At 42.1% G+C, this 23001-nt stretch carries 21 protein-coding genes; 15 read left to right on the top strand and 6 right to left on the bottom strand.

Going from position 1 to position 23001, the window contains the following annotated elements:
• Positions 1-68 precede the first annotated feature (68 nt).
• Both QNM18_RS08825 and QNM18_RS08830 read left to right on the top strand, forming a co-directional pair.
• Positions 69-1223 carry a ribosomal protein uL16 3-hydroxylase gene (locus QNM18_RS08825; RefSeq protein ID WP_284136931.1) on the top strand — a complete coding sequence of 385 codons (1155 nt, stop codon included), beginning with the start codon at positions 69-71 and terminating at the stop codon, positions 1221-1223.
• A 126-nt stretch (positions 1224-1349) separates the two neighbouring features.
• On the top strand, positions 1350-1808 hold the full coding sequence (locus QNM18_RS08830; RefSeq protein WP_211010149.1) for a GNAT family N-acetyltransferase: 459 nt from the start codon (positions 1350-1352) through the stop codon (positions 1806-1808).
• Here the strand turns inward: QNM18_RS08830 and QNM18_RS08835 are convergent.
• Positions 1792-2205, bottom strand: a complete 414-nt coding sequence (locus QNM18_RS08835; RefSeq protein WP_211010150.1) for a DUF4826 family protein — start codon at positions 2203-2205, stop codon at positions 1792-1794. The two genes, QNM18_RS08830 and QNM18_RS08835, sit on opposite strands and share 17 nt — an antisense overlap.
• 168 nt (positions 2206-2373) lie before the next feature.
• On the opposite strand from QNM18_RS08835, the gene QNM18_RS08840 reads away from it, so the two are divergent.
• The 10 genes from QNM18_RS08840 to QNM18_RS08885 are packed head-to-tail and all read left to right on the top strand — an operon-like array spanning position 2374 to position 12942.
• Positions 2374-3510, top strand: a complete 1137-nt coding sequence (locus QNM18_RS08840; protein WP_211010151.1) for a methyl-accepting chemotaxis protein — start codon at positions 2374-2376, stop codon at positions 3508-3510.
• Between the two features lie 7 nt (positions 3511-3517).
• Entirely contained in the window at positions 3518-3886 is a 369-nt protein-coding gene (locus tag QNM18_RS08845; protein WP_039608997.1) for a response regulator, read from the top strand.
• A gap of 9 nt (positions 3887-3895) precedes the next feature.
• Positions 3896-4171 carry an STAS domain-containing protein gene (locus QNM18_RS08850; protein ID WP_284136932.1) on the top strand — a complete coding sequence of 92 codons (276 nt, stop codon included), beginning with the start codon at positions 3896-3898 and terminating at the stop codon, positions 4169-4171.
• A gap of 9 nt (positions 4172-4180) precedes the next feature.
• Positions 4181-6295, top strand: coding sequence for a chemotaxis protein CheA (locus QNM18_RS08855; protein WP_284136933.1), 2115 nt, complete (start codon positions 4181-4183; stop codon positions 6293-6295).
• Positions 6296-6314: 19 nt separating this feature from the next.
• Positions 6315-8297: a methyl-accepting chemotaxis protein gene (locus QNM18_RS08860; RefSeq protein ID WP_023401665.1), complete on the top strand. Its 1983-nt coding sequence runs from the start codon at positions 6315-6317 to the stop codon at positions 8295-8297.
• Between the two features lie 5 nt (positions 8298-8302).
• Positions 8303-8893: a chemotaxis protein CheW gene (locus QNM18_RS08865; protein WP_211010154.1), complete on the top strand. Its 591-nt coding sequence runs from the start codon at positions 8303-8305 to the stop codon at positions 8891-8893.
• Entirely contained in the window at positions 8886-9431 is a 546-nt protein-coding gene (locus QNM18_RS08870; RefSeq protein WP_211010155.1) for a chemotaxis protein CheW, read from the top strand. The genes QNM18_RS08865 and QNM18_RS08870 overlap by 8 nt, the downstream gene beginning before the upstream one ends.
• A 9-nt stretch (positions 9432-9440) precedes the next feature.
• Positions 9441-10244, top strand: coding sequence for a CheR family methyltransferase (locus tag QNM18_RS08875; protein WP_211010156.1), 804 nt, complete (start codon positions 9441-9443; stop codon positions 10242-10244).
• A complete protein-coding gene (locus QNM18_RS08880) occupies positions 10241-11314 on the top strand; it encodes a protein-glutamate methylesterase/protein-glutamine glutaminase (protein ID WP_211010157.1) in 1074 nt (357 codons plus the stop codon). The genes QNM18_RS08875 and QNM18_RS08880 overlap by 4 nt, the downstream gene beginning before the upstream one ends.
• Before the next feature lie 2 nt (positions 11315-11316).
• Positions 11317-12942: a bifunctional diguanylate cyclase/phosphodiesterase gene (locus QNM18_RS08885; RefSeq protein ID WP_284136934.1), complete on the top strand. Its 1626-nt coding sequence runs from the start codon at positions 11317-11319 to the stop codon at positions 12940-12942.
• A gap of 17 nt (positions 12943-12959) precedes the next feature.
• Here QNM18_RS08885 and QNM18_RS08890 read toward each other — a convergent pair whose 3' ends face one another.
• From QNM18_RS08890 to QNM18_RS08900, 3 genes are read right to left on the bottom strand one after another with little or no spacing between them, the layout of a single operon-like run.
• The gene (locus QNM18_RS08890) at positions 12960-14189 is read right to left on the bottom strand and encodes a lipoprotein-releasing ABC transporter permease subunit (RefSeq protein WP_284136935.1); all 1230 of its coding nucleotides are present in this window, start codon (positions 14187-14189) and stop codon (positions 12960-12962) included.
• On the bottom strand, positions 14182-14889 hold the full coding sequence (gene lolD / locus QNM18_RS08895) for a lipoprotein-releasing ABC transporter ATP-binding protein LolD (protein WP_211010160.1): 708 nt from the start codon (positions 14887-14889) through the stop codon (positions 14182-14184). The genes QNM18_RS08890 and lolD overlap by 8 nt, the downstream gene beginning before the upstream one ends.
• Positions 14882-16084 (bottom strand): lipoprotein-releasing ABC transporter permease subunit, encoded by a 1203-nt coding sequence (locus tag QNM18_RS08900; RefSeq protein WP_284136936.1) that lies wholly within the window; start codon positions 16082-16084, stop codon positions 14882-14884. The genes lolD and QNM18_RS08900 overlap by 8 nt, the downstream gene beginning before the upstream one ends.
• A 156-nt stretch (positions 16085-16240) precedes the next feature.
• Between QNM18_RS08900 and QNM18_RS08905 the strand changes: the two genes are divergently transcribed.
• On the top strand, positions 16241-17905 hold the full coding sequence (locus QNM18_RS08905) for a SulP family inorganic anion transporter (protein ID WP_211010162.1): 1665 nt from the start codon (positions 16241-16243) through the stop codon (positions 17903-17905).
• Here QNM18_RS08905 and QNM18_RS08910 read toward each other — a convergent pair.
• A complete protein-coding gene (locus QNM18_RS08910; protein WP_284136937.1) occupies positions 17902-18777 on the bottom strand; it encodes a LysR family transcriptional regulator in 876 nt (291 codons plus the stop codon). The two genes, QNM18_RS08905 and QNM18_RS08910, sit on opposite strands and share 4 nt — an antisense overlap.
• Positions 18778-18875: 98 nt before the next feature.
• Between QNM18_RS08910 and QNM18_RS08915 the strand changes: the two genes are divergently transcribed.
• Entirely contained in the window at positions 18876-19997 is a 1122-nt protein-coding gene (locus QNM18_RS08915) for an S-(hydroxymethyl)glutathione dehydrogenase/class III alcohol dehydrogenase (protein WP_211010164.1), read from the top strand.
• Between the two features lie 81 nt (positions 19998-20078).
• Complete coding sequence (gene fghA / locus QNM18_RS08920) at positions 20079-20921, top strand: S-formylglutathione hydrolase (protein WP_284136938.1); 843 nt, start codon at positions 20079-20081, stop codon at positions 20919-20921.
• 65 nt (positions 20922-20986) lie between these two features.
• On the opposite strand, the gene QNM18_RS08925 is transcribed toward fghA, so the two are convergent.
• Complete coding sequence (locus QNM18_RS08925) at positions 20987-22888, bottom strand: beta-ketoacyl synthase (RefSeq protein ID WP_211010166.1); 1902 nt, start codon at positions 22886-22888, stop codon at positions 20987-20989.
• Positions 22889-23001: the final 113 nt, after the last annotated feature.

Here is a 23001-nt window from a genome sequence, read left to right on the forward strand (position 1 = left end):
AATTAGATTTTATTAAGCGAAAGGAACAGCATTGAGCTTGTATCTTTCGCTTTTTTTATGGAGAAAATATGTACCAGCTGTCTATTAATAACATGACTCAAGAAGCGTTTTTGAGTCAGTACTGGCAAAAAAAACCCTTGTTAATTAAAGGAGGTTTCAAAGACTTTCAGGACCCCTTGTCTGCAGAAGAACTTGCAGGATTGGCAATGGAAGACAGCATTGAGTCTCGATTAATCACTAATCATGACGAAAATTGGCAAGCGCACCATGGTCCATTTGAAAACTTCGAAAAACTAACTGACACAAATAGCACCTTATTAGTGCAAGCCGTTGATCACTGGCATCCACCAGCGGCCCAACTACTTGTCCCTTTCAGGTTTATACCTAATTGGCGGATCGATGACTTGATGGTGAGCTTTTCAACACCGAATGGTGGTGTAGGTCCACATTTAGATCAGTATGATGTTTTTATCATTCAGGGAGAAGGCAAAAGACATTGGCGAGTTGGCATGCCAAATGCCAACTTAAAACAGTTCACAAAAGATAAAGCCTTACTTCAAGTCGAGCAATTTGAAGCTGTAATAGATCATATTTTAGAACCTGGTGATATTTTGTATATTCCTCCGGGTTGTCCTCATGAGGGCTATGCAGTTGAAAATGCGTTAAATTATTCTGTCGGTTTTAGAGCGCCGGATCAAAAAGATTTCATCAGTAGTTTTGCTGACCATGTCATTGACGAGGAAGCAGGCATAGAGCGATACAATGATCCAGAACTGGCAATAAGGTCTTCTCTTGGCGAAATAACCACACAAGATAAAACCAAAATACAAGCAATGCTATCAGGTCTGATCCATGATGAAGAATTGTTTAGTAAGTGGCTAGGGACTTATCTCAGCCAGCCCAAACACGATATGGATTTAGCTCCTCTTGAAGATGCACTTGTTGCCGACCACTTAGAATCAGAAATTGAACCAGATGACACAATAGTGCGAGCTGGTGGCGTTCGAGCAATATATCAAAACATTGGTGAATATATACTCTTGAGTATCAATGGTGAAACCTATCAATTGTCACAAAATGACCTAGAGCAGGTAAAGTTGTTAACTGATAATACAAATTTTTTGTTTAAACAGGTAAAACCAGCGTTAATGAGCTTGGAATTCAAACAAACGTTAACTACGCTTATAAACGACGGGCTTTATTATGTCGAAGCTTGGTCTTAATGCCTGACTGACAGGGCCAACCATACAAACAAGGTGTCACGATATTTGGCACCTAAAATAATAATAAGGGTTGATATTTCCCTTATTCGTCAGGGCGTGTTGTATGATTTTCGCTAAGAGGTAATCATGATTTATCACGTCGACAAAGTGAGTTGGAAACAAACTCAGGGACAGCTGCGCCAAATTCGTGAAAGAGTGTTTGTGTGCGAATTACACTTACCAAAGCATGTTGAGTTCGATCAACATGATAAAACTGCGGATCATGTCTTGATTCGCGATGAAAACCACCAGGCTGTTGGTACAGGTCGGCTGTGCAGTGACGGGTTAATCAGCCGTATCGCAATTGTTAAAGATCACCGAAATAGACAAGCCTATCAATCTTTAATCGGGTACCTTGCAGATCTCGCACAGCAAAAAGGTCTTAAAGAGGTTTTTGTGCAATGTATTTTGGAAGAAGTACCCACCTTTGTAAAATCAGGCTTCAGCAAACAGGGTGGCGTTTTTATGGAAGCGGGGATCCCAAGACAACGTCTCAAGTGCCCAGCTTCGATGATAAACTCAGAACCATTTACGATGCTACACTAGCCCACAATTTGTCATTGTTATAAATTGCATATATGTCATGAGCTTTGTTGACCAGTAAGTTGGCAAAGTCCACTTGTGTTTTCTCTTTAACACCGGCCGTAATAATGCCATCTGCTTTGAGCTGCCATTGATATGAAAAATACCTCAGCGCTTCTCTCGCATTGCTCGCGGCTTTGTCTCCGGTAGCATCGGTTGGCACTTGTCCTGTTATTGCCCAATACCCTTTGCCCTGTTCGTCTTGCAGCTTCCAAACTGCAATCGCTGGTGGCAAAATGCGGCACTCTTTTTCAATGACTTTATTGGTGATAATTCCTTTTTCTGCCAAATGGCGCTGCGCAGCTTGTAGTTGCTCTCTTTGCCACAATTGTAGTGACTGCTGCTGTTGTGATTTAGACATAATAAACCTTGCTTACTTTTATTCTTACGCACTTCAACTTGCCTGTAACTCTATTAATTTCGTTAATGACTTGCAACATAGAAACGCCAAAGTGCAGACATAAATTAAAGTTTGCACAATAATCATACTTTACTAGGCTAAAATTAATCCAACTGAAGATTAAGTAACATGTTTTTGTTTGTATCTTACATTGTGCCAATATTGGTACTCGTTATTGGTTTAATATTTATTGACTCAGTAGCTATCTCAGTGCTTATGGCGGGTTTATCTGCTGCGAGTTTGTTTATGCAAAAGTTGGCACTCGCACAACAGCAGGCTGAGCAACAAGAGGAGCCAACCCTACCCCACGACAACATAATACAAGAACAACAAGAAGACCTCGCTTGTTTAGAGCAACTCAGCAGCGTGATCATTCCACAATTGATTGCCCAAGTGTCAAGTGCTAGAGAACAGACAAAAGGCTCCGTCGTAAACATGTCAGGAGAGTTTTCAAATCTCGTTGGCAATATATCAGCTACGCTAGATAGAACAGCAAATGACAGTGGGGCCAGTTTACAAGACGTTTCAGAGTCTAGTCGAGACAAGTTAAATGGCGTACTCGCCTATATTGAACAAACCAACGACTCACAGGCACAGATGACTACGACCATTAAGGATCTAGTAGATAAAAGTAACGAACTTCAAACCATGTCAATTGATGTGTCAAAAATTGCTGAGCAAACCAATTTGCTTGCACTAAATGCATCAATTGAGGCGGCGCGTGCTGGCGAGAATGGTAGAGGCTTCGCTGTGGTCGCCGACGAAGTGCGCTCTTTGGCCAACTCAAGTGGCGAGACCGGTGTACGTATTGGCCAGCTCATAGAAAGTATTGCCAATGCAATGCGCTCTTCAATGGACTTGATGAACTCAGAGCTTGAAAAAAAGCAAGTGCTGACTGAAAAATATCGCACCGAGATAAATACCGTTGTTGACGAATGGCTGGCTCTGTCGCAGCACGTCGAATCTCATGCAGCTGAATTACATGCGTCGAATTTAGAAATTCGAGAAAAAATCTCTCAGATCCTTGTTGATTTGCAGTTTCAAGACAGAGTCGATCAGATCCAAGACAGTGTCACTATCGCTTTAAATATCATGATTGAAGAAATAGACCAATTTATTTTGAGTCGCAGAGAGTGCCAAACAGCCAAATTTAATCATCAAAGGATCAGTAATGAATTGAAAAAAACTGCTGCGACTAATGAGCAACGTAGCATCTTATCCAAAGGTCGTGACGACGACACAGTTGATGATTTAACTTTCTTATGAGGACGTTATGAGTAAAACCATTCTAGTTGTAGACGATTCTGATTCTCTCAGACAAGTTGTAAACATTGCTCTAACCGGGGCGGGATTTAATGTTGTCGAAGCCAGAGATGGTAAAGACGCTTTAACTAAGCTAAATGGCAATAAAATACACTTGATAATCAGCGATGTGAACATGCCCAATATGAACGGCATCGAATTTGTAAAGCAAGCTAAGCAATTGCCGCAATACAAGTTTACGCCTGTCATTATGCTCACTACGGAAAACCAGCAAAGTATGATGGAAGAGGGAAAAAAAGCTGGCGCCAAAGCTTGGATGGTCAAACCCTTCAAGCCAGCACAGATGTTGCAAGCAGTATCGAAACTTTTAATGATGTAGAGAATACGTATGTCTGAGTGTTTTAAATTTCCAACAGAGCTGACAATTTACGAAGTTCAACAAACGTTCAATGAAATAAAGTTATATATTTCAGAAAAAGACAGCGTTTCTTTTGATTTTAGTGAGACCACGGAAGTCGATTCAGCGGGCCTGCAACTCATAATTTGGGTTGTTTATCACAGCCAAAAGATAGGTTTAAAAATTGATACTATCTCCACCAATGACGTCATCGAAGCGCGCTGTCAAAAACTGGGTGTTGGCATGTCCACGCCCCCAAATGACTAAGGGGTAGTCATGTCTATTGATTTGTCTTCGGCTATAGCAACATTTGTCACTGAATCAAAAGAACTGTTGCAAGAGATGGAGAATGGCCTTCTAGACTTGGAGTCTGAAACCTCTGAAGAACATGCGAGCGAAATTATCAACGCACTGTTCAGAGCCATTCATACAATCAAAGGCAGCGCAGGCATTTTTGATTTTGTGCATGTCGTTACACTGACCCATATCGCAGAAACGTTATTGGAAAGTGCCAGAAATGGTGAACTGCAATTGGGCAAAGACTTAATTTCACTCTATCTAGAAACCAGAGATGCAACAGAAACACTCATCACACTCGCCGCTGCTGAAACAGAGCCCGATCAAGACCTACTCAATAAAGTAAATCATTTAGTCTCTTGCTTCTCTAAATACATTGAAGCAGATGCCGATGAAGCCCAAGATGAAGTTTTTAAAAAAACGACCTCGGGAAACCAACTTGATAACGAGCGCTGGGTACTATTTTTTGTGCCAAATGAAAATGTGCTCAGGAATGGATTGGACCCCTACTCGTTCATTCACTATTTGAATTCAGAAACAGATGATCTCAAAGTCAGTACATGGTTTGATTCAATGTTTGGACCACAACAATTTGACCCTGAGTCCAATTACTTGTCGTTTATAATATCGTTCAATACAGACAAAACGGAAAATGACATCATTGACATTTTTGAATTTATTCGCAGTGAAGCTTATATCGCCATTTTACCGCCTCAAGGCGACACTGAGATCCTCAAAGCCAGTATTCAAAAATATCAAGACATTGACTTTGTAACCCACTCTCTCAAAGAAGCAGACCCTGCTTTTGCTGACATAATGCAATTGCTAAATCAAAAAGAAAAAACACCTCCACCCGAACAAACCCTTGAACAATCAGGCGCTGCACCAACTGTAAATACATCAAAGCTTCATAAAAGTAAGACACTCCGGGTTGAGGCGCTGAAACTAGACAGGCTCATAGATCAAGTTGGGGAGATGGTCATAACTGGCGCTAGAACCAACTTGCTTGCTCATGAAACAGGCAACGAAACCCTAATCGAAGCAATGGCGCTTCTAGAACGGCTTGTCGAAAACATTAGAGATAGCTCATTAAAACTCAGAATGGTGCAAATTGGTGAAACGTTTAATAAGTTTAAACGTGTTGTACGAGATATTGCGGACGAGCTTGGAAAGCAAGTGGAATTAACCATAGTCGGTGCAGAAACCGAACTGGATAAGACGTTTGTAGAAAAAGTCAGTGATCCACTAATGCATATTGTAAGGAATGCAATTGATCATGGTATAGAAGATCCAGATACACGGCGTGCACAAGGTAAACCCGAGCAAGGACAGTTAACACTTAAAGCGTATCATGACTCAGGTTCAATAGTAATTGAAGTGAGTGATGATGGCAAAGGGCTAGATCAAGAAAAGATTTTAAAACGTGCAGTCGACAGAGGGCTAGTCTCCGCAAACCAAACTCTTCAAGAAAAAGATATTAACTTGTTGATTTTTGAACCCGGATTCTCAACTGCTGAGTCGATCACCAATATCTCTGGACGCGGTGTGGGAATGGATGTCGTGAAGCGAAACATCGACAGCCTAAGAGGCAGTGTTGAAGTTGAAAGCACACCGGGGCAAGGTTCAACCATTTTAATTCGCTTACCTCTTACTTTATCTATTATCGATGGTTTTATGTTCGAGGTCCACAAAGAAAACTATGTTATCCCATTGGATACCGTTGTCGAGTGTTTAGAGCTTCATGAAGTGGTATCTGAGCAGGATATTCAGGATAAAAGTTATATCAATTTAAGAACTGAAGTTCTGCCATTTATACGGTTAAGAACCTTATTTGGTATTGAAGAACAAATAGATCATACCAGAGAATCTCTGGTCATTGTTCAGTTCGGCACGCTGCGTGCTGGTTTGGTAGTGGACTCGCTTAAAGGCGAGTTCCAAACAGTTGTAAAACCACTAGGAAGGTTGTTCGAAGGACTCAAATGTATTAGCGGTGCGACCATTTTAGGTAGCGGAAATGTCGCCATTATTTTAGACGTTTCCGCACTTATAAAGTCTGCAATTTCAGTTTATGAGGCGTTAGAGAAAAAGCATTAGGTAATCCCGGAGAGCTAACATGTTTAAGAACTTTACGATTCGCAACAAGATTATTCTTGCGATGTTTACCATGGGGGTATTGTTATTAGTCATAGCAATGTCTGTTCAGCTTAAAAATGGAGAAATTGAAGAGTTTGCGGTAGACGTCGGTAAAGTGGATATACCTGAAACAATCTACGCATTAAACATGTTGGACGAGCTGGGGGATATGAACAGTAACGTGCTGGAATATATTGCTGGCGAGTCTGATGAGAGTGAGGACTTTCGTTCAAATTACAATGAGTTCATTCGTTATTTAGAGGACTTGAAACAACTTGGAACAGTCAATAATTCTCTATTGAGACAACTGGAAGAATTAGTTACTCGCTACGCAAATGAAAATCAAGAGTTGATTTTCGACCGCTTCGACCCCTTGTTAGAAGCAAAGGCGATTGATAAATACGACTATCTAAACAAAGAGTTTGCCATCCCTCTTGAGCAACTTCTAGACACATTGAAAGAAGAAGAAGTGGCTGATGCAGGTAGTAGCGGTGACTTCAATGAAGTGGTTAACGATGACCTACCAGGTGTTCGCTATTACCTTGAGTTAATTGATGAACAAGGGGATATGATGAGCTCCCTGAATGCATATATGCGTGGTGCATTAGGTGCAGACTCGGCATTTGAAAAAGATGCGAGAACATTCTCTGGTTTTTTAGCTGATATCAAACCCCTAGAAAGAAAACCTCCAGAAATAAAAGCGCTGAGTGAGGTCGAGCGGATGTACCTCGAGCTATACAATGGCGGTAAAGAAATTTTTGCCATGTATGATCCGCGCAATAAAATCAAGGCATCTAAGGATGTTGACCGCCTCGAACATGAAGTATTCAACAAAATCGAAGACCTCTTAGAAGAGATATCAAATGAGGCCATTCAAGAGGGTGATGAATCTCTCAACGCTTTAGTCACCGCAGCTCGAGAAAGTATTTCGTTAGTATGGGCACTATTAGTTGTGGCCATTGTGCTGGCAACTGCCACGGCAGCTTTTCTGATCCGGGGTATCGTAATTCCCATCAACGCACTCGCTGAAGCGGCTGAAGACTTGCGTTCAGGTGAGGGAGATCTAACAAGACGCATTCCAGATTTTGGCAATGACGAAATAGGAGAAACTGCACGCAGTTTCAATGGCTTTATTGAACGTCTGCAAAATATCCTGCTAGACATTCAAGAATCTGTTGAATCTATTGCCCATAGTACTAACGAAGTGGGAACGACATCGCGAATGCTCAGTTCTACGTCGAACCAACTCGCAGCCAGCGTAGAAGAAACCTCCGCGTCTTTAGAGCAAATGAGCTCCTCAATTTCAATGAATACAGAAAACTCTAAGGTAACCAATGACATTGCCAAGCAATCAAGTAGCGAAGCAAACGATGGCGGTCGCGCTGTAAAGGATACCGTTAAAGCCATGACACAAATTGCTGAAAAAATTGGAATCATTGAAGACATTGCCTACAAAACTAATTTACTTGCACTTAACGCTGCTATTGAAGCGGCAAGAGCTGGCGAGCACGGTAAAGGGTTTGCCGTAGTAGCAGATGAAGTCAGAAAGCTTGCTGAGCGCTCACAAGTTGCTGCACAAGATATCAGTACACTGGCAGATAACAGCGTGAAAATAGCGCAACATGCCGGAGGAATGCTAGATAGAATGGTGCCTAATATTGGTAAAACCGCTGATTTGGTACAAGAGATCACCGCAGCTTCAACAGAGCAAAGCACGAGTGTTGCTGAAATCAACCGAACTGTCTCGCAATTAGATGAAATTGCGCAACAAAATGCGTCAGCATCGGAAGAACTAGCTTCAACCGCCAAAATGGTGCAAGACCAAACCAGTGATATTCGCTCTACAGTGAACTACTTCAAACTCAGTAACGATAGGCAAATGATGAAGTTGAGACGTTCTGTACAAGAAGCTAAGTCATCAAGTTCAATGCCAGAAGAAGGCTATACACCGTTTGATGAGTAAATGTTATGACAGATCATACTAATCAAAGTAGTTTAGTCGACAAAGATAAGTATTTGGCATTTGAACTCAATCATGCCTCTTACTCCATCAATATCTCTTTGGTTAAGGAGATCATGGAATATATTGAGGTTGACCCTATCCCCATGGCACCCGAGTTTATTATTGGTGCTATTAACTTACGCGGAGAGGTTATCCCGGTTTTCGACCTCTCCTTGCGCCTTGGTAAACAATCTCAAGATATTACCAATCGAACCTGCATTATTATCGCTGAATGCCTGTTCAATAGCCAACAGATAACGATAGGCTTAAAAGTAGATATGGTCACCAAAGTACTTGATATTTCTGGGGCAGACATTGATGCAGTGCCAAGTATTGGTGGACAATTTCACAGCCGATTTGTACTTGGATTGGCCAAGTTACCCGATAAGCTAATGACAATCTTAGATATATCTAAAATTCTCACGTTAGATGAACTAAAACTTATTGAGGATCTCAATAACGCAGACCTTAACGAAACATCTCAAGAGCCTGGTGACAACATTGAAACGCAAGAAAACTTAGATGAAGAAGCACCAAATGAGGTAAACCATGAGTGATGGACATCAAGAACTGACCCATATTCAGCAAAAAGGTGAACTAAGATACTTATTTGTCAAAGTTGGCCATGATCACTTTGGGATCCCTATTGACTCTGTAAAAGAAGTCATTGAATTGGTTGAAACAACTATGGTCCCAATGTGTTCTGATGTTATTCGCGGCGTGATCAATGTCCGTGGCAGCGTGATACCAGTGTTAGATCTACAAAGCCGCCTCGGTCTAAAATCAGTAACCCCTTATGACAAATATAGTTGTATCGTGTTGTACGATTTTTTTGACCAATCATTAGAAGAGTCAATGACGCTTGGTATGTTAGTGAATAGTGTGGTGTCCATCGAGTTTATTGATCTGAACAAGCTCGAATCTTCCCCTTCCTTTGGTTCCAACATCCCTCGTCATTTTGAGTGGAAAATGGCAAAGATTAATAACAAACTCACCACATTATTGGACATTGCAAAAGTGCTCAATGTGAATGAAATCAACTCTACGTTAAAGCATGAACAAGAGCAGTTTTTTATTGATTATTGCCAAAGGTAATTTTAATACATGACCATCAGTCAGCTGGAGTTCAATCAATTGAACAGAGTGCTCGATGAACACACGGGTATTCGGTTGAACAATGCTAAGGCTGACATAATGGCAAGTCGCTTGAGTTCCCGGCTTAGAGCAACAAAATGCACAACACATAACCAGTACTACCAGTTAATTACCAGTCCTAACGGACACAAAGAACTTGATATATTTATCGACAAGCTGACCACACACGAAACTTACTTCTTTCGTGAACAGTCTCAATTCGAGTTTATGTATGAATATTATAGAAACAGGCGTAGTCGCAACGTGCCTATCAGAGCTTGGAGTGCAGCCTCCTCGACCGGGGAAGAAGCATACTCAATAGCCATGGTGTTAGATGACTTATTCTACAATGGACGCTGGTCTGTCACAGGCACTGATATTTCTCCAACTGCGGTAGAAATGGCCAAAGAAGCGTGCTTTGCTGTTTCTACCGCACAAAAAATCCCTAAAAAATACCGAAAGGCCTATTGTTTAAAGGGCATAGGACCAAATGAGGGAACGTTTACGGTCAATAAGTCAATTAAAAGCCACTGTACATTCGATGTAGACAATTTGTTGCACTTACGAAAGGTAGACTATTCTTTTGATATTATCTTTTTACGCAACGTCTTAATTTATTTTGACGAAATTAAACAAAAAGCAATTATTGATAATATTGTGCATCGTCTTAATCATGGTGGCCTTTTGTTTTTAGGACATTCGGAGTCATTGAGAAAAAAGCGCCCAGGGCTGGAGTTAATTCAACCCTGTATCTATAAAAAGGTTAGGTTATGATCAGCGTATTCATCGTTGACGATTCTGCGGTAATGCGGCAACTCGTCGGCGAAATCATACAGCATGATAGAGAATTAAAACTTATTGGTTCAGCACCTGACCCGATATTAGCTGAGCGAAAAATGAAAATGAATTGGCCTGACGTCATTTTGCTTGATGTTGAGATGCCAAAAATGGATGGCATCACCTTCCTAAAGAAAATCATGCAAGAGAAGCCGACCCCAATTATCATGTGCTCGGCACTCACACAAAAGCACACTGAAACCGCGATGGAAGCACTCGCTTCTGGTGCTGTCGATGTTATCGCCAAACCAAGTCAGGGCCTGTCAGATTTCCTTAATAATCAAGGTATCACACAAATCATTGATGCGATCAAAGCGGCGGGAAAGGCGAAAGTGAAACCTCTGCGTTACTTAGCTGAAGAATCAGTACGGCATAATCACACCGTTGATGAAATGCTGCCGCCTACTGCGCCAAATGAGCTTAAACCACCTATTACTCCAGAAAAAGTCATCGCGGTTGGCGCTTCAACTGGGGGCACTGAGGCCCTCACAGGGTTTTTGTCTCTTTTGCCACCCAATACTCCCCCAATTGTCATAGTTCAGCATATGCCTAGCAAGTTTACCCATGCGTTTGCACAACGGCTCAACACGGTTACTCGCCATACAGTCGTTGAAGGTGAAAATGCAATGAGATTAAAAACAGGTCACGTATACATAGCGCCTGGCGGTAAGCATATGTTGGTAAAACGTCAAGGTAGCGACTACTATTTAGAAGTACGTGATGGTCCTTTGGTAAGCAGGCACAGGCCTTCAGTGGATGTTTTATTCAGGTCAGTCGCCCAGTCAGTCGGGCGAAACGCAATTGGCGTAATACTAACAGGCATGGGCGATGATGGTGCATCTGGCATGCTAGACATGAAAAATGCTGGCGCAATAAACTTTGCTGAAAGTGAGGCAAGCTGCGTTGTGTTTGGTATGCCAAAAGAAGCCATTGCACGAGGCGCCGTTGATAAAGTCTTTTCACTAAGCAATATCCCGTATCAAATTTTAAAAGTGTTAAGGTGCTAGTTATGCAAAAAAGCCTTCTAGAACTGCTAGATATTATCTACGTTGCCTATGAACAAGACGGCACCATTACAGGCATCTCAGACAAAGCCAGTAATTTAATCGCACTAAAAGTAGGTGATAATATTATTAACTGCCCTACCTTAAAATTTTTCGACGAAGACTTTAACGATTTAAAAAGCCAAGACGTATTATTTGAAACCTGTTTTGACCAGCTAGAGCTAGGGGTTAGTGTAGACAACAGTAATGTGCACTGGGTTCGGTTTAGTTATACAAAAAAAAATTCTCTCACTTTTGTCAAAGTAGATTTAATAGAAGAATTAGTTGCTATTCGGCGGCTAAATAAACAACTGGCAATTCGCGACCCACACACAGGCCTTTTATACAGAGAAGCCTTTGTAGCAAAAGTACAAGAATTGGATACCGCAGGCGTTATGTGCTGTATTCGAATTTGCAACTATCAAAGGATCTCTGAAGTTTGGAACATTGGTGTCGCGAACCTTGTATTTATGGAAGTGTTGTCACGCTTCCAAGGAGAATATGAACAAGGTATTTTTTCCAAACACTCATCTGATTGCTTTTGTGTATTTGTTCCCAACTCTTCTTCCCTCAATATCGAGGCCTTATACAACCACCTAAACGAGCCATTTGAGTTCAATGACAGTAGCTTTTATAGCAATGTCGCCTTGGGGTATTACAAAGAAACGAGTAAAGATGACCATGAACTAAGCCTCAACAAAGCAGAAATGGCAACTTTTGATGTCCTATCGGAAAAGCTTAGATTGGTTGAATTTCAAGAAGGGTTAGCGCGACAGATCGAACGGCAAAATAAAATAGAGACTGCGCTAAGAGATGCTTTACATAATGAAAAGTCAAAAAATGCTTTTAATGTTGTGCTACAGCCTCTACACGATACCAAGACGGAATGTTTGATTGGCGCTGAATGCTTGATGAGGTGGACGCTCGACGGTCAACCTGTCTCACCTGTTGAGTTTATTCCTATTGTAGAGAGTACAGGGGATATCAATAAGCTCACTATGTTTACACTTTCACAAATAAAGGAAGCCAAAGACAAGCTCAGACGCGAAGGTATTGATCCCAAAAACTATATGTTTGCCATCAATATCAGTGTCGTAGAAATTTTGGATGTCAACTTTGAAAGTAAATTGCTTACCGCTTTATCTGATTACAACATAGATCCGCGTTGCATTAAATTAGAACTTACCGAATCGGCCCTAATCGATAATTTCTCCTATGTAAATGAAGTGCTTATATCTCTACAAAGCAAAGGGTTACTCATTTCTATTGACGACTTTGGTACTGGGTTTTCAAGCCTAAGTTATTTATGTAAGCTGCACTTTGATGAAATCAAAATTGACCGCTCGTTTGTGACCAACGTGGTCAAAGATGGAAAATTGCAATCCGTTTTTAACTCAATTGTATCTTTGGCAAAAAACCTCGATAAACCCTTAGTCGCAGAGGGTGTGGAAGACATGGAGCAAATGATTTATGCAAAAGCAAAAGGCGTCCAATATGTTCAGGGGTACTATTATAGTAAACCGCTTCCAATAGACGCCTTTATTGAATATGTACTTGAAGACAAATCAAGTTACTTACACTTTGAGAGCTAAATCTCGCGCTGCGTAAACTACCCACCACCAAGTACGCGTGCAGGTTGCACCTTAGTAGCCTGCCATGCAGGATATACACTCGAGATAATTGAAATTACCACTGTCGCCAATAGTACAATTATGATATCCGAAAATTCCAATTTACTCGGTAAAAACTCAATAAAGTAAACCCCTTGCAATGGGTTACTACCATCAATTGAAGTCCAAAAAGCGAATATATCTGATACATTAAGCGCGATTAAAGTACCGACAATTAGCCCAAAAAACGCGCCTACTAATGCATAACTTAGCCCTTGTACTGCGAAGGTCATAAAAATTGTTTTGTCTCTTGTGCCCATCGTTTTTAAGATAGCAATGTCAGCTTGTTTTTCTTTTACTTCCATGACCATTGAAGAAATAATATTGAAACTCGCTACTGCAATAATCAGAAAAACAACAAGGTAGACAATAGTTCGCACCATTTGAATGTCTTGATATAAACTACCTTGTGTTCTAAACCAACTTTGCACGTAAACCAGATCTGGCAATATTCTGCCAGCATCCATCGCAATTTGGTGCGCATTGAAGACATCATCAACAGTAAGTCGCAACCCCGTTACGGTCATTGGTTCTAGTGAAAGCGCCTGCTGAATCTTCGCAATGTTGACCAAGGCTAAATTTTTATCTACCTCCCCTCCCATTGCAATCAGGCCTGCTACATTGAAAGAAACACGTTTAGGTGCCGCAAGGGCATTTTTTGCATGCTGATTTGCGACAAGTACCGTGACCTTATTCCCTAAGTTTACACCCAAATGAGCAGCGATCCCTTGCCCTAAGACAATTTCGTCAGCTGCAAGGGCTTTTAGGTTTAGTGGCTGAATATATTCATGAATGCTCGAAACGTTGACATGTCGGCTTGGATCAATACCTTTCAGCTGAGCTGCTTTTAACTGGCCTTTGTACTGAACCATACCCGTTAAATTGATTTCCGCCGTCGCAGCTGTTACGCCAGGTTGCGCTTCCAGCAATTCAACTTTACTAGGCCAGTCCGAGATTGGGTCATAAGGCGCTTGATAACTCACATGTGGAACAACCGACAGTAACCTTTCTTTAAGCTGCTGCTCAAACCCGTTTATTACGGACAGAGCCACTATCAGTACAGTAACACCTAGAAACACACCTATTGTTGAAGCTTTACTGAGAAAACCTATAAAACCGCTTTGATGCTTGGACTCTCGCAGCCGTTTACTCAAAAACAGACTAAGCATGCACACTCCTATCTGTTTTCTGGTAATCAACCAAAACACCGTCATCAAGCTGAACTACACGTCCTAACTTTTCAGCCAATTCCAAATCATGAGTTACAATGACAAAACTGGTGTCGAATTCCTTGTTAAGTTCATTCAGTAACTCATAGATTTTAAGGGCGTTATGTTTGTCTAAATTACCAGTCGGTTCATCTGCAAGTACCAATGATGGTTTGGTTACTAGTGCTCTCGCTATTGCAACACGCTGCCTTTCTCCGCCAGAAAGCTCAGATGGGCGATGTTCAGCTCTGTGTCCAAGGCCCACTTTTTCAAGCATTTTTGTAGCTTCATTTTTTGCCTCTTGCTTTGGTTTACCTGCTATCAAAAGTGGCATAGCCACATTTTCTAGTGCACTGAAATCCATTAACAAGTGATGAAACTGGTATATAAACCCCATATGACGATTACGAAAATCGGCTTGTTTCGCACGCGAAAGAGACTGAACATCTACACCTTTAATTTTTAGCGTGCCATCTGTGGCCGCATCCAATGTGCCCAGTATATGTAGTAGCGTACTTTTGCCTGAACCTGAACTACCCACAATCGAAAGCGTATCACCTTGCTGCAAAGATAAGTTGACCCCTTTTAAAACTGACACTTGATTGCCAGCTTCTTGATAGGACTTGTTGAGTGCTTGGCATTGAATCACTGGATCATTCATATCTTAAAACCTCTGCAGGCATCACTTTGGCTGCTTTTTTCGCAGGGTAAAGCGTTGCTAAAAAACTTAATAATAAACTGGTGAAAATAATAAAGGACAAGCCCACAGTATCAAATTTCACTGGGAGTGCCATTCCCCCTAATAGGGATAGACCAATCAAATTCAGAACTTCATTGATATTCGCAGCAAGTAACAGTCCTAAAATCGAGCCAATCAAAGTGCCAACGACACCATTGTATAAACCCTGGACCATAAATACTTGAGCAATCTTACTAGGTGTAAATCCAAGGGTTTGTAAAATCGCCACCTCCCCTTGCTTTTCACTTACCATCATGGATAACGCTGAAACAATGTTGAATACCGCGACAATGACAATCAATGCTAATAGTAAAGACATAACGCGTTTTTCCATGGCAACGGCTGCAAATAATGCCCCTTGTTGGACTTGCCAATCTTGGTAGGTAAACTGAGACAATAATGCTTGATGATCAGCCTTAAAATCTGACACAGAAAATGCGTCATCTAGGGTCAAACTCACATCGTATTCGCCGGGCTTTTTCTTTAGCATTTTCATCAAGCTGTTGCCATCAGCGAAGGCTAAGCTCGTATCGGCCTCACTGCGTGAATTGTAAATTGCCGCCACCGTAAATAGCCTTTGCTTGGGGACTCTGCCTAAGGGAGTGTAACTCGTAATATCTGGAAAAATAACTCGCACTTTACTACCTAGCCTAACGTCCAGCTTATTTGCCAAAAAGCGACTTAACGCTAGCTGATACCTATCATCATGCAGTGATTTCACACTGCCTGATTCAATATGAGGGCTTATCGCAGTTGGGTAGCCATCAAATGAGCCTTGTAGCCGAACACCGACCAACTCTTTATTGGTCTGTAAAATCACATCCGAAGTCACATAAGGAGAGACACGTTTAATACCTGGTAGCGATGTAAGTGCATCCAGCTTTGTAGCTGGCTGATTATGTTCTTTTGCCGATAACTGTATATGTGGGATGAGATCCAACATGGCATTTTTTAGGCTTTGTTCGAAGCCGTTCATAACCGAATTTACGGTTATCAAAGACATTAATCCAAGGGCGATCCCTGCAATAGAGAAAAATGAGATAAATGAAACAAATGCATTTCCCTTGGATGAGCGACTATATCTAAGCCCTACAAATAGGCTAACCGATTGAAACATATTAAAATTTAATTATTTAATTTCTTCTAATTTGGTAATGCTAACACAGATAAGATCCACTGGTCACACCTAGTTGTGTAAAAAATTTTTAATTATCCGCTACTTAATGTCTCAATTTGGTGTAAAATGCGTGAAATCTTGCGGTATGGAAGTTCTATGTTATCCCTAGACAGATTTAAGCATATGAATTTTAAGGGGGATTTGTTCGGTGGTGTGACCACTGCGATTATTTCTCTTCCCCTAGCCCTCGCCTTCGGGGTTGCTTCTGGTGCCGGTGCAGAAGCAGGAATGTGGGGCGCTATTCTCGTCGGTCTTTTTGCTGCCTTATTTGGTGGTTCTACCTCTTTGATTTCTGAGCCTACAGGTCCGATGACGGTTATTATGACCGCAGTTTTGACCACCATGATGGCACAGTACCCCGAAAATGGATTAGCAATGGGCTTTACCGTTGTTATGATGGCCGGGGCATTTCAAATATTGCTCGGAACTTTAAAGTTAGGCAAATATGTCACCTTAATGCCATATAGCGTAATATCCGGATTTATGTCTGGTATTGGTGTTATACTCATTATTTTGCAGTTGGCCCCTCTACTAGGCCATCAGGCACCGGCAGGCGGTGTTTTGGGTACTCTCAGTGCCTTACCTGAACTCTTATTAGACCTACATTTTGCTGAGTTATTTTTAGGGATCCTCACATTAGGGATCTTGTTTTATCTGCCACAAAAGTATCGCCAATATGTTCCTGCACAATTGGTCGCGCTTGTTGCAGTGACTCTAGTATCTATCCTACTCTTTGACAAAGATAGCATTAGCCGCATCGGCGAAATCCCAAGTGGCCTACCTTCAATCGTATGGCCTACGTTCACCGCAGAGCAATTTACTTCCATGGTTATTGATGCTCTGGTACTTGGTACATTAGGCTGTATAGATACGCTTCTAACTGCGGTTATCGGCGACAGTTTGACACGAACAGAACACGACTCAGATAAAGAGTTACGAGGTCAAGGCATAGCAAATATGATCTCAGGCTTGTTTGGCGCATTACCAGGGGCTGGGGCGACTATGGGCACTGTCGTCAATATTCAAGTTGGTGCTCGCTCGCCACTGGCTGGCATTATTCGTGCCCTGATCTTGATGGCTGTGGTATTTGTCGCAGGCGGTTTGACTGAACCTATTCCTATGGCTGTACTTGCAGGCATCGCCGTATATGTTGGTTACAATATTCTGGATTGGAGTTTCATTCAACGAGCGCATAAGCTAAGCCTTAGCCAAATGGTGATCATGTATGGCGTTATGCTTTTAACTGTATTTGTCGATTTGATCGTCGCAGTAGGTCTGGGTGTTTTCATCTCAAATATCATGGTTATCGAACGATTAAGTCGTGTTCAAGAGCAGCATGTTAAAGCCATCAGCGACAGTGATACAGATGAAGATGTGCCGCTCAATAGCCATGAAAAGGCGCTACTAGAGCAAGCACAAGGCCAGCTATTATTTTTCTATTTGTCTGGGCCAATGATTTTCAGTGTGTCAAAGGCTATCGCACGTCAGCATAGATACATCAGTGAGTATAAAACCATGGTACTGGACTTAAGTGATGTGGCTATGTTGGACGTCACAGTAAGCTTGGCCATAGAAAATGCCATCACAGATGCAATTGATGCGAATGTTCAAGTGTTCATTTATTCACCTAACCAAGAGACCAGTGAAAAACTGAACAAAATCAATATTCGTGAAAAGCTGGGTAAAGATGCATTTTGTCACAGCCGTGAAGCTGCTTTAAATAAGGCATTAGAAGCAATGTCACTAGGAAATGACAACTAGTTTGACAATAACCCTTCTGCTAAAAACTCAAGCAGCTCTCTGACTGAGGTAGGCAAATAACGTCTGGGTGGATACACTGCCCAGACCCCTTCCGCCTCTGGCCTGAATGCGTTCAATACTTCCACCAACTCACCCTTTTCAATTTCTTCTATTAAGTAATAATGGGGAAGCTGTGCCAAACCCAAGCCTTGCTTGGCTGCATCGACAAGCGCCCAACCACTGTTACAACGCAACCGTCCCTTGACGCTTATCTGGCGCTCTTTTCCTTTCTCAACAAAGCGCCAGACACTCGACTGCCCTACCAAACAAGCGTGGTTATCTAAATCAGCAATGCTTTTGATTGGTTTATTGTTGTCTATGTACTCCGGAGCACCACAGACTAGAGTTTGTCTATGCGTCAATAACCGGGCTCTCATGGATGAGTCTTTTAAATTGCCAAGGCGTATCGCAAAGTCAAATCCTTGCTCGATTAAATCAAGCTGGTTGTTATTGAGCTCCATATCAATTTGAATATTTGGATATTTGGACATAAATTGGTTTACCAAAGGCATAATATACTGTTCGCCATACATCACTGGGGCTGTCATTTTAATTTTTCCAGCTGGTTGGCTGTCCCTCTGTCTAAGAGCTGAAGTTGCATCATCCAAGACATGTTGCAAGTGCTTGGCATGTGACAGGAATACATTTCCTTCTGTTGTTAGCGATAACTTTCGCGTAGTTCGATTTAACAACTGGTAACCCAAAGTACTTTCAAGCGCTTTGACCCTGCGACTTACCTGCGCAACCGATGTATCTAATTGATCTGCTGCCCCAGTAAATGATCCACACACCGCAACAGCGACAAACTCATCTATACCAATCCATCTATCCATTATTACATATCCGTAAAAGTCTTTTATTATTTTCGAGATTATCAAATTTCTAATAAAGGTTATACTTAAGCCTCTCTATAAAACAGGAAAGCAAGAACATGACACAATTCATTAAATCCAAAGCCGCCATTGCTTGGGGACCAGGAAAACCACTCAGTATTGAGGAAGTGGACGTCATGATGCCCAAAGCTGGCGAAGTGCTAGTGAAAATTACAGCAACCGGTGTATGCCATACCGATGCATTCACCCTATCCGGTGAAGATCCAGAGGGTGTTTTCCCTGCTATTTTAGGTCACGAGGGCGCAGGCATTGTAGAAGCCGTTGGCGAAGGCGTTACTGGTGTTGAAATCGGCGACCACGTGATACCACTTTACACACCAGAATGCGGCGAATGTAAATTCTGTACATCAGGTAAAACAAACCTTTGTCAAAAAATCAGAGAAACACAAGGTAAAGGTTTGATGCCAGACGGCACGACTAGATTCTACAAAGATGGCGAACCTATCTACCATTATATGGGAACATCTACCTTCTCTGAATACACTGTTTTACCAGAAATTTCATTAGCTAAAGTAAATAAAGAAGCACCGCTAGAAGAGATCTGCTTATTGGGTTGTGGTGTGACAACTGGTATGGGTGCGGTACTTAATACGGCTAAAGTTCAAAAAGGTGATACAGTCGCTATATTCGGCTTAGGTGGCATTGGTTTATCAGCGATAATTGGTGCCACTATGGCCGGTGCTGGTCGTATCATCGGTATCGATATCAATACCGACAAATTCGATTTAGCGACCAAGCTTGGGGCTACAGACTTAATCAACCCGAACGACTATGACAAACCAATTCAAGAAGTCATCGTCGAAATGACAGATGGTGGCGTCGACTTCTCCTTTGAGTGTATTGGTAATGTCAATGTAATGCGCAGCGCTCTTGAGTGCTGCCACAAAGGTTGGGGGGAATCTGTGATCATTGGTGTTGCGGGCGCAGGGCAAGAGATCTCAACACGTCCATTCCAACTTGTTACGGGTAGAGTCTGGCGTGGTTCTGCTTTTGGTGGTGTAAAAGGTCGCTCAGAGCTACCTGAGATTGTAGAACGCTACATGGCAGGTGAGTTTAAGCTAAATGATTTTATTACCCACACGATGGCATTGGAAGAAATTAACAATGCATTCGATCTGATGCACGAAGGTAAGAGCATTCGTTCGGTCATTCATTACTAATTGCGATTTCGCGCGGCAAGTCTATCACTTGCCGTTGACTTCCACTTTAACCTTTATCAATCTCTAATTAGCGTAAAATATATGGAATTAATCAGCGAAAACAAAGTGTTTGGCGGCGTGCATAAACGCTTCAAGCACCAGAGCTCAACTAACAATTGCGAGATGACCTTTGCTATTTTCTTGCCAAAGTCAGTAAACAACGACACCAAGCTCCCCGTTTTATATTGGCTCTCAGGGCTGACATGCACGGATGAAAACTTTATGCAAAAAGCCGGTGTATTCAAATATGCCAGTGAACGGGGGCTTGTCATTGTCGCGCCGGATACTAGCCCACGTGGTGAAGACGTTGCCGACGATGAAAATGGCAGTTACGACTTTGGGCTGGGCGCGGGGTTCTATTTGAATGCAACACAGTCCCCCTACTCAACCCATTACAACATGTATGACTATGTCACGAACGAACTGCCAAAGCTTATTGAATCAAATTTCCTTGTCAGCACGAAAAAGTCAATCAGTGGTCACTCTATGGGCGGTCATGGCGCATTGACTATCGGCCTTAGAAATAGCCTCCAATACGAGAGTATCTCAGCGTTTGCCCCCATTTCAAACCCAACCAATTGTCCTTGGGGTATTAAAGCATTTAGCGGATATTTAGGTGATGATGAGGCCTCTTGGGCACAATACGATGCAACGGCGCTCTTGAGACAAAACACCATCTCTAGACAAATCCCAATCAAGATTGACCAAGGCGCTGACGATGCTTTTTTAGTAGACCAGCTAAAACCTGAAGCACTACAAAACGCAGCTAAAAATATCGGCTATAACATCGAGTTTCAGTTGCATGATGGCTATGACCACAGCTACTTTTTTATCAGTTCATTTATCGAACAGCACATCGAGTTTCACGCCAAACACTTGCGTTGATCAACGGTACTTAAAGCACAAAAAAAGGCGCTATTCCCTAGCGCCTTTGTTGCTTAACATTAATTCTATTTGCTGATATCAGCATACTGATTGTTACCAGTTAGCTTAATCGCTTCTTCAAAACCTGGAATGTGTAATTCATTTTGGTCTAAGGTCAGTTGTGATTCATCCACCATGCCGTTACCAAAGCGATAAATCAGCTCATAATTACCTAAATCTGCGGCTTCTTTATATGCCTCCTGATTCTTGGTAGTTTGCGCCAGTTTTTGCTGATACCCATTAAGTGCCTCTTCGCCATGGCGCTTTGCCAGTAAACTGTGCGTTACTTTTGGCGAGAATACTGTTGCTGTTGCATTATTTCCACCAAAACCTTTGGAGTTGATGAACGCAATGTCCATGTCGCCACAGTCATAGTGGTAATTACGTATATCCAAATGCTCATCGAATACATCATCCGCCACTTTATCAATTGTCGTAATTCCCGGCATAATATTATGGCTAAATACACCTAGGGCCATTGCCAACTGATCACCTGATGCCGGCGCAATTGTGTGCCCAACATAAGCTTTTGGAGCAGCAAGCTTCCAGCCATTAATTGAAAATGCTTCTGCAACTTTATGGTAAATAGCAGACTCTGTAACGCGATTTTGTGGAGTACTTGAGCCATGAGCCAAGATGAAGCTACGCTCTTTTAGAGATTCTTCGCCTACAATCTCCTGCGCTAATGCCACAGATTTTGCCATTGTAATATAATTACCAGGCCCCGGCGCCGTAATCGACTTTTTGACGCCATCAGCATTTACAAAAACATCGACGACTGATCCCATTACCTCAGCACCGAGTTCTAAAGCGAGTTTGTCGTCCATCAAAATCGCAACCTGTGCACCTTCACCAATAGTGAAACCACAGTTTTCACCAAACGGGCGGCTCGTTCTGCGATGATCGACTTGATCCGTATTGTCCAGCTTTTTCAAACCTTCTTCATTTGCAAGAGCCCCCATATTACCGAAGCCTTCGATAACTTCTGGCGTAAGTGCACATTCGACGCTGGCTACAACCGCTACACGTGTACGGCCTGCCTGAATGTCATTAACAGCCGCGCGCAAGTTGTAAAGGAAGGTTGCACATGCCCCTGCTGTCGAGAATGTAGTACCTACGCTTCCTGTTACATACGCATTGATAAAGTCAGTTGACATGGTGTTTAGTCCTAATGCCAGCTGTTTAGTACTTACACGCTCTCCTTTGAGTCGGCTTCTTACCAGCCCACCGAGGCCTTCATTATCCATTTGTCCTGCAACAGATGCTGAGTAAGTGCCAATTTCATCAGGCTTCACACGAGACATGACGCCGTCCCAATCAAGGCCTGTTGATTTAATCGCATCAGTTGCGGCAAATATCGTGGCTTGTAATCCACGAGGTTGGTAACGGCTGTTATACATTTTTGCAGGTTCAAAGCCTGTAGGTAATTGGCCCGCAGCTTTAATTGGGTTGTCTCTGAAGCTGTCGTGTTTAACTTCTAATTGCTCAGGAACATGGACGTTAACCGTTTTTGCATCCACCTCTTCGACCACCCAACTACTAGGGACTGGAGTAGGTAAGTCTTTTTTACGACAGGTAAAGCGGATACCCTGCTCAGTATTTGCAGTAATTGTTAGCTTCTGCTGCCAATGCGTTGCATCTACATCAAAGTGGTTTTTTTCTATTCTTCGAATTAAAGTACCAGCAATCACTTGCTCACCAACTTTGGCTTCAACTTCTGACTTACTGATGACATCGCCATGGTGTGTGACGAGATTGTCCCCGTCCACAGACACTAAATTCATCAAAGTTGCCAAACCTAAAAAGGTATCTGCTCTTGCGTCATTATCTAATTTATCTAGCACAATTCTGCGATACGCTTGGTGAAAAGATGTTCTACCTGCGGCATTAATACCACCCATACCGACAATAATAGGTAATGCTGTCATACTTAACTCTTTAATACATATTTGTTGCAATAATTCTAGAATGAAGTAGATAATATAACTTTACACAATTCGCCACTGAATTGACTTTTTTCGCCAACCTAACCAGATCCGAT

Source organism: Pseudoalteromonas obscura (assembly GCF_030135505.1).
Taxonomy (GTDB): domain Bacteria; phylum Pseudomonadota; class Gammaproteobacteria; order Enterobacterales; family Alteromonadaceae; genus Pseudoalteromonas; species Pseudoalteromonas obscura.

What these genes read in the sequence shown, in the direction of transcription:
- QNM18_RS08875 (WP_211010156.1), top strand. Translation starts at nt 9,441, where the DNA reads ATGACCATCAGTCAGCTGGAGTTCAATCAATTGAACAGAGTGCTCGAT.
- QNM18_RS08905 (WP_211010162.1), top strand. Translation starts at nt 16,241, where the DNA reads ATGTTATCCCTAGACAGATTTAAGCATATGAATTTTAAGGGGGATTTG.
- fghA (WP_284136938.1), top strand. Translation starts at nt 20,079, where the DNA reads ATGGAATTAATCAGCGAAAACAAAGTGTTTGGCGGCGTGCATAAACGC.
- QNM18_RS08915 (WP_211010164.1), top strand. Translation starts at nt 18,876, where the DNA reads ATGACACAATTCATTAAATCCAAAGCCGCCATTGCTTGGGGACCAGGA.
- QNM18_RS08870 (WP_211010155.1), top strand. Translation starts at nt 8,886, where the DNA reads ATGAGTGATGGACATCAAGAACTGACCCATATTCAGCAAAAAGGTGAA.
- QNM18_RS08845 (WP_039608997.1), top strand. Translation starts at nt 3,518, where the DNA reads ATGAGTAAAACCATTCTAGTTGTAGACGATTCTGATTCTCTCAGACAA.
- QNM18_RS08865 (WP_211010154.1), top strand. Translation starts at nt 8,303, where the DNA reads ATGACAGATCATACTAATCAAAGTAGTTTAGTCGACAAAGATAAGTAT.
- lolD (WP_211010160.1), bottom strand. Translation starts at nt 14,889, where the DNA reads ATGAATGATCCAGTGATTCAATGCCAAGCACTCAACAAGTCCTATCAA.
- QNM18_RS08910 (WP_284136937.1), bottom strand. Translation starts at nt 18,777, where the DNA reads ATGGATAGATGGATTGGTATAGATGAGTTTGTCGCTGTTGCGGTGTGT.
- QNM18_RS08890 (WP_284136935.1), bottom strand. Translation starts at nt 14,189, where the DNA reads ATGCTTAGTCTGTTTTTGAGTAAACGGCTGCGAGAGTCCAAGCATCAA.
- QNM18_RS08900 (WP_284136936.1), bottom strand. Translation starts at nt 16,084, where the DNA reads ATGTTTCAATCGGTTAGCCTATTTGTAGGGCTTAGATATAGTCGCTCA.
- QNM18_RS08850 (WP_284136932.1), top strand. Translation starts at nt 3,896, where the DNA reads ATGTCTGAGTGTTTTAAATTTCCAACAGAGCTGACAATTTACGAAGTT.
- QNM18_RS08835 (WP_211010150.1), bottom strand. Translation starts at nt 2,205, where the DNA reads ATGTCTAAATCACAACAGCAGCAGTCACTACAATTGTGGCAAAGAGAG.
- QNM18_RS08925 (WP_211010166.1), bottom strand. Translation starts at nt 22,888, where the DNA reads ATGACAGCATTACCTATTATTGTCGGTATGGGTGGTATTAATGCCGCA.
- QNM18_RS08880 (WP_211010157.1), top strand. Translation starts at nt 10,241, where the DNA reads ATGATCAGCGTATTCATCGTTGACGATTCTGCGGTAATGCGGCAACTC.
- QNM18_RS08860 (WP_023401665.1), top strand. Translation starts at nt 6,315, where the DNA reads ATGTTTAAGAACTTTACGATTCGCAACAAGATTATTCTTGCGATGTTT.
- QNM18_RS08885 (WP_284136934.1), top strand. Translation starts at nt 11,317, where the DNA reads ATGCAAAAAAGCCTTCTAGAACTGCTAGATATTATCTACGTTGCCTAT.
- QNM18_RS08830 (WP_211010149.1), top strand. Translation starts at nt 1,350, where the DNA reads ATGATTTATCACGTCGACAAAGTGAGTTGGAAACAAACTCAGGGACAG.
- QNM18_RS08825 (WP_284136931.1), top strand. Translation starts at nt 69, where the DNA reads ATGTACCAGCTGTCTATTAATAACATGACTCAAGAAGCGTTTTTGAGT.
- QNM18_RS08840 (WP_211010151.1), top strand. Translation starts at nt 2,374, where the DNA reads ATGTTTTTGTTTGTATCTTACATTGTGCCAATATTGGTACTCGTTATT.
- QNM18_RS08855 (WP_284136933.1), top strand. Translation starts at nt 4,181, where the DNA reads ATGTCTATTGATTTGTCTTCGGCTATAGCAACATTTGTCACTGAATCA.